At 68.5% G+C, this 6,696-nt stretch carries 2 protein-coding genes; both read right to left on the bottom strand.

The features are described 5' to 3' along the window. Window positions 1-5,553, bottom strand: a 5,553-nt coding sequence (locus tag ACIHAX_RS37655; RefSeq protein ID WP_397282438.1) for an amino acid adenylation domain-containing protein, incomplete at its 3' end; no start/stop codon positions are given. A 168-nt stretch (window positions 5,554-5,721) separates the two neighbouring features. Continuing rightward, a partial coding sequence (locus ACIHAX_RS37650; protein WP_364439855.1) for an AMP-binding protein occupies window positions 5,722-6,696 on the bottom strand: 975 nt, incomplete at its 5' end.

Below are 6,696 nucleotides of genomic sequence, written 5' to 3'. Positions count from 1 at the left end.
AGTACGCGCCGCATACGCCACCATCACATCCCGCACCAACGGACCCATCGACGACGCATCCGCCGCGATGTGATGCACCACCACCGCCAACACATACGTCTCGGGCGCTCCGTCGACCTGGATGAGGACGGCACGCAACGGCACCTCGGCCGTCACGTCGAACGGAGTCGCCGCCAAGGCGTACACGGCGCTCGCCACGTCCGACTCGGCCAGCACCCGCGGAGTGAGATCCAAGGCGACCTGCCCGGCGGGCAGCACCACCTGCACCGGGCCGTCGACCGTCTCCGGATACACCGTGCGCAGCACCTCGTGGCGCACGACCACATCCTGTAGCGCCGCACCCAGCGCGGCGACATCCAACGCACCGGTCAACCGCAACGCGAACGGCAGGTTGTAGGCCGCCGAACCGATCTGCTCCGCGGCCTCATCGGACTGATCGAAGCGGTTGAGGAACCACATCCGCCGCTGCGCCAACGACAACGGCAACCGCTCCGGCCGGGCGATACTGCCCAACTCAACGCGCTCACCGTGCGTGTGCGACTCCAGCGCCGCCGCCAACCCCGCCACCGTCGGAGTCTCGAACAGCGCCCGCACCGGCACGCGGCCACCGACCGCCGCGCCGAGACGCGCCACGACTTGGGTGGCGACCAGCGAATTGCCGCCGAGCGCGAAGAAGTCGTCATCCGCGCCGACCCGGGTCACACCGAGCACCTCGCCGAACACACCCGCCACGATCTCCTCGATCGCGCTCGAGGGCGCACGGAAATGCTTGGTCTCGAAGGTGGGCTCCGGTAGCGCCTTACGATCCAGCTTGCCGCTGGAGTTCAGCGGGAACGCATCCAGCGCCACGATGGCGCCCGGAACCATGTAGGCGGGCAACGTCTCACCGATCGCGGAGCGCAGTGCCTGCGTGTCGATCCGGTCTCCCGGAGCGGGGACGACGTAGGCCACGAGTTGGTCGCCCAGCGATGAAGGCGACACGAGCGCCACCGCCTGGCTCACCGAAGGCTGCGCCAGCAGCGCCGTCTCGATCTCACCCAGCTCGATCCGCTGACCACGGAACTTCACCTGGAAATCGGTCCGGCCGAGATAGTCGAGGACCGCGTCGTCGGCGTCCTTGCGCCATACGACGAGGTCACCGGTGCGGTACATCCGCTCGCCGTTGCCGAACGGGTTGGCCACGAACCGGTCCGCGGTGAGATCGGGACGCCGCACGTAACCGCGGGCCAGCTGATCACCGGCCAAATACAGCTCACCGGGCACACCCACCGGCACTGGCCGCAACCACGAGTCCAGGACGTACACCTGCGTGTTCCACTGCGGCAGACCGATCGGCACGCTGCGCTCGTCCGCCGACGCGGGCCAGTAGGTCACCGAGACCGCCGCCTCGGTCGGGCCGTACAAGTTGTGCACAGCGGCGTCGGACACCGCGAGCACGGCTCCCACGGTCTCCGGGGGCAGCGCCTCGCCGATCACGAAGACGTGTTTCAGCGTCGGGCAGCTGCCGGGCGTGGTGTGCGCGGCGAAGACGGTCAGCATGGACGGCACGAAGTCGGTTACCGTCACGCGCTGCCCGGCAATGGTTTCCGCGACGTAGGCGGGGTCGCGGTGCCCGTCCGGCGTGGCGACGACGAGCTTCGCTCCCGCACGCAACGGCATGAAGTAGCCCCACAGCGAGACGTCGAACGTCGTCGCCGTCTTCTGCAGGTACACGTCGTCCGGGCCCAGCGGGTATTCCGCCAGCATCCACGCGATCTGGTTGTCGATCGCCGCATGGGACACCGCGACGCCCTTGGGCCTGCCGGTAGATCCCGACGTGAAGATCACGTACGCCGGGTGCTCCGGCAACACCGGACGCAGTAGTTCCTCCGGGCGAACCGGGCTGTCGTCGAAGCCGTCGAGATCCAGGGTGTCGACGGCGAGCGCCCGGACGTCCTCGGGCAGGGCCGCCGCGTCGGCACTGGTCGTCACGACACAGAGGGGGCGAGCGGTGTCGAGGATGTGCGCGATGCGTTCGGCCGGATGATCCGGATCCAACGGCACATACGCCCCACCCGACGCCACCACCGCATACATCCCCACCACCAGATCCAACGACCGCCGAACCGCCAACCCCACCAACGACTCCGCACCCACACCCTGCGAAATCAACAAACGCGCCAGCCGATTCACCCGCGCATCGAACTCACGATAAGTCAGCTCGACGCCCTCGTAAGCGACGGCGATCCGTTCCGGATTCGCTTCGACGGCACGGCGATATCCGTCGAGCAGCAATTCGGAGCGGACGGGGTAACGGGTGTCGTTCCACTCGTGCAGGATTCGATCCCGCTCGACCACGCTGAGCAGGTCGATGCCGCCCAGTGCGCGATCGGGGTCGGCCGCTACCGCGCGCAGCAACCGGTTCAGGCGCGCCGCGAATTCGGCGACCGAACCCTCATCGAAAAGGTCGGTGGCGTAGATGAACATGGCGGCAAGGCCCGCGTCCGGACCTTCCTGCGGCGTCACCGTCAGCTGCAGATCGAATTTGGCCACCGCGCCGTCGAGTTCGACCGCGCCGACCGACAGGCCGGGCAACTCGAGCTCCGCTCGGTCCATGTTCTGGAAGAACAGCGCCACCTGGAACAGCGGATGATGCGCCTGCGAGCGGACCGGGTCCAGCACCTCGACCAGCCGCTCGAACGGCAACTCGGCATGCGAGAAGGCGGCGAGGTCACGTTCCTTGGTCACCGCCAGCAGTTCGGCGAACGAGGCCGCCGGATCCACCGCGGTCCGCAACACCAGCGTGTTGACGAACATGCCGACCAGATCGTCGAGTTCGGCCTCGCCGCGGCCCGCGACCGGCGTGCCGATGGTGATGTCGGCGGAGCCGGACAGTCGGGCGAGCAACGCCGCGAAAGCGGTGTGCACAACCATGAACAACGAGGCGCCATTCGCGTGCGCGAGTTCGTCGAGCCGGGCCCGGGTGGGTGCGTCGACGGTGAAGGTGAAGACGCCTCCGCTTCCGGATGCCGCGGCGGGACGCGGCCGATCCGTGGGGAGATCGATCCGGTCCGGAATGTCCGCGAGAGCCTCGCGCCAGAAGGCGATCTGCGTCGCGGCCACGGAACGGGGGTCGTTCTCCTCGCCCAGCACGGCGCGCTGCCACAGCGTGTAGTCCGCGTACTGCACCGGCAGCGGTTCCCAGCCGGGTGCGGTGCCCGCGCTGCGCGCGACATAGGCGGTCATCAAGTCGCGCACCAGCGGCGCTATCGAGGTGCCATCGGCCGCGATGTGGTGCACGACGACGGCGAGGACGTAGTCGTCGGGACCGGTCCGCGCGAGCGAAAGCCGCAACGGCACCTCGGCCGCGACATCGAAACCGGTGGCGGCGAACGTACGCAGCCAGTCCGGGACTTCCCCGGCGGGCAGGTCGTGCGGCGTCAGGTCCGGCGTCGCCTCCGCGGCGGGCAGCACCACCTGATACCCGGTACCGTCCACCGCCGGATACACCGTCCGCAACGTCTCATGACGCCCGACCACATCCGCGACCGCCGCCTGCAACGCCGCCACATCCAACACACCCGACAACCGCACCGCGAACGGAATATTGTTCGCCGCGGACCCGGTATCGAACTGATTCAAAAACCACATCCGCCGCTGCGCCAACGACAACGGCACCCGCTCCGGACGCTCCACCGCCACCAGTGCCGGACGCTGCGCGCCGGTGTCGAATTCGGCGAGCCGGGCGGCCAGCAGCGCGACCGTCGGCGCTTCGAACACCGTCCGCGCGGGCACCCGCGCGCCGATCGACGCCCCGAGCCGGGCCGCTACCTGCGTCGCGATGAGCGAGTTGCCGCCCAGCTCGAAGAAATCGTCGTCCGCGCCGATCTCGTCGCCGGCGCTGAGCAGGTCGGCGAACACACCCGCCACCAACTGCTCGAGCGCACCCGACGGAGCGCGGAATTCCTTGGTCTGCAACTGCGGAGCGGGCAGGGCCCGACGATCCAGCTTGCCCACCGGGGTCAGCGGGATCTCGTCCAGCACGGTGAGGGAGGTCGGCACCATGTGCACCGGCAGGCTGCGCTCGGCGTGCGCGGTCAGCTCGTCGATGTCGATCGAGTGTCCGCTCGCCGCATGCACGTAGGAGGCGAGAATCGTCGCGCCGCTGTCCAATTGGTGCCCGACGGTGACCGCGAAATCCACCGTCTCGTGCGCCGCCAGCACCGCATCGATCTCACCGAGCTCGATACGGAAACCGCGAATCTTCACCTGGAAGTCGTTGCGACCCAGGTACTCCAACTCACCACTCGGCGTCCAGCGCACCAGATCACCGGTGCGATAGAGACGAGAGTGGTTCGGGTCGAAGGGGTTCGGGACGAAACGCACGGCGGTGAGGCCGGGGCGCAACTGGTAGCCCCGTGCCAACTGGGGCCCGCCGATGTACAACTCGCCGACCACGCCGATCGGGACCGGCACCAGTCGATCGTCCAGCACGTACTCGGTGGTCGCCTGGATCGGCGCGCCGATCGTCACCGGCTGCCCCGGCACCAGCGGCGCGCTGATGTTCGTCATGATCGTGGTCTCGGTCGGGCCGTACCCGTTGTAGAACTCGCGATCACCGTCGGCGAGCGGGCGCACCCAGCGCCGCACCAGCTCCGGCGGGCACGCCTCGCCACCGGCCACCACCACACGCAACTCGTCCAGCCCCGCCGGATCCACCGACGCCAGCGCGGCCGGGGTGATGAACGCGTGCGTGACGGCCTCCCTGCGCAGGAGCGCGGCCAGCTCGTCACCGCCGTACACCGTCGGCGCGACCACGACCATGGTGGCCGCGCCACCCAGCGCGAGCAGCAACTCCAGCACCGACGCGTCGAACGACGGCGACGCGAAATGCAACGTCCGCGACGCACTCGTCACCCGATACCGATCACGCTGCTCGGCACAGAAACTCGCCAACCCCGCCTGCGTGACGACCACACCCTTCGGCATGCCGGTCGATCCCGAGGTGTAGATGACGTAGGCAGGATGTTCGGCGCGCAATTGGCGCAGCCGATCCGCATAGGTGACCGGTTCGGTCGGGTAGTCCTCCAGCTGCCTGGCACAGGTGTCGGAATCGATCACCAGCCATTCGATTTCGTTGGGCAGGTCCTCCACCACACGCGCGACGGTGAGTCCGAGCACGGCGCCGGAGTCCTTCACCATGTGCTCGACCCGGTCGGCCGGATAATTCGGATCCACCGGCACGAACCCCGCACCGGTCTTGGCCACGGCCCACACCGCGACCACCGACTCCACCGAACGCGGAACACCGACCGCGACCAGATCCTCCGGACCCACCCCACGATCGATCAACAAACGCGCCAAACGCGTGGATTCGGCGTCGAGTTCCGCGTAGGTGAGTTGTCCGCGTGAGCTGACCGCGTCGGCGAACACGACCGCGGTACCGGTCGGATTCGCCTCGACAGCGGTTGCCATCAGTTGCGGAAGGGTAGTGACTCTAGGTCGCCGGGTGCGTGTGGGCCGCACCCGCGCGGGCCGCGTCACGCGAGCCCCGCTTCGTCCCTGGTCCCCCATCCCTGAGCCGGCAGACTATTCCCCGACAAGCGAAACATGAAAACTCTGCACATCCTGCCTGTAAGAACACGTCCATGACACATTTCCAGCGGACACCCTGATACTCCAAACCAACCAGCTGTGTCCATGGTCACACAACTGGCGGCTCGTGTCCGGCCGCGAATCAATTCACTCGCTACCGAGCAGCTCGGTGAACTCGACGATAGCGGCCACATCGGCCCACGGCCCCGCCGGTACGGCGCCGACACCATTGTCCAGCACCACAGCGTGCAAATCTTCCAGGGCCGTCGGGTCGAGGGCGTCCAGCCCGGTCCGATCGGTCACCAGATGGGTTACCCACTCGTCGGCCAGCGACTCCGTCAGCGCGCCGTCCGCGCCGACCAGCACCACCGACGCGCCCACCGATCCCGCGGCGACCACCTCGATCAGCGCGGCGGGCGACTGCGGACTGCCGTGCTGGAAGGTGCGCGATTCGAAGGTCAGCTCGGTGCGGGCGCGCAGCCGTCCGGCCGCCGTGGCCAAGTCGTCGTAGCTGAGCACTTGCGCGCCGACGAACGCCGGGTCGGTGCCGCGCAGCGCCCGGGTGCGGTGTGCGTAGGTGACCGGGCGGGGTGATTCGGCGGCGATCTCGGCGATGACGGCGGGGTCGTCGAGGGCGAGCCAGTCGAGGGTGCCGGTGGGTGGATCACCGAGGGTGAGGCCGACTTTGGTTTGGAGGTCGTCGGGCAGTGCGGTGTCGAGGGTGTCGACGGGTACGACGGCGGCGCCTGTTTTGAGGACGGCCCAGGTCGCGATGACCGCTTCCATGCCGCGATCCAAGCGCATTCCGACACCCGCGCCGGGACCGCAGCCCCGCGCGATGAGCACCCGCGCCAAACGCGAAGAGCGGGCGTCGAGATCTTGGTACGACAGCGCGTTCTCACCGGCGACCACGGCGGGCCCCTCCGGGTCGTCCTCGACCGCCGCCGCCAGCGCCTGGGTCAGCGCCGTGCCCGCGGTAGCCGTGGGCGGTTCGACGCTCACCGACTCCGCCGCGGCCGCCATCCGCTCCCGTTCGGTTCGGTCGAGGATGTCGATGTCTCCGATGGGGGTGTGGGGGTTGGTGGCGATGGTGGTGAGGATGCGTTCGAGTCGGTGGCCGAG

Origin of the sequence: Nocardia sp. NPDC051929 (assembly GCF_044548645.1) — a bacterium.
Taxonomy (GTDB): domain Bacteria; phylum Actinomycetota; class Actinomycetes; order Mycobacteriales; family Mycobacteriaceae; genus Nocardia; species Nocardia sichangensis.
This window is presented reverse-complemented; position numbering and strand designations above follow the sequence as displayed.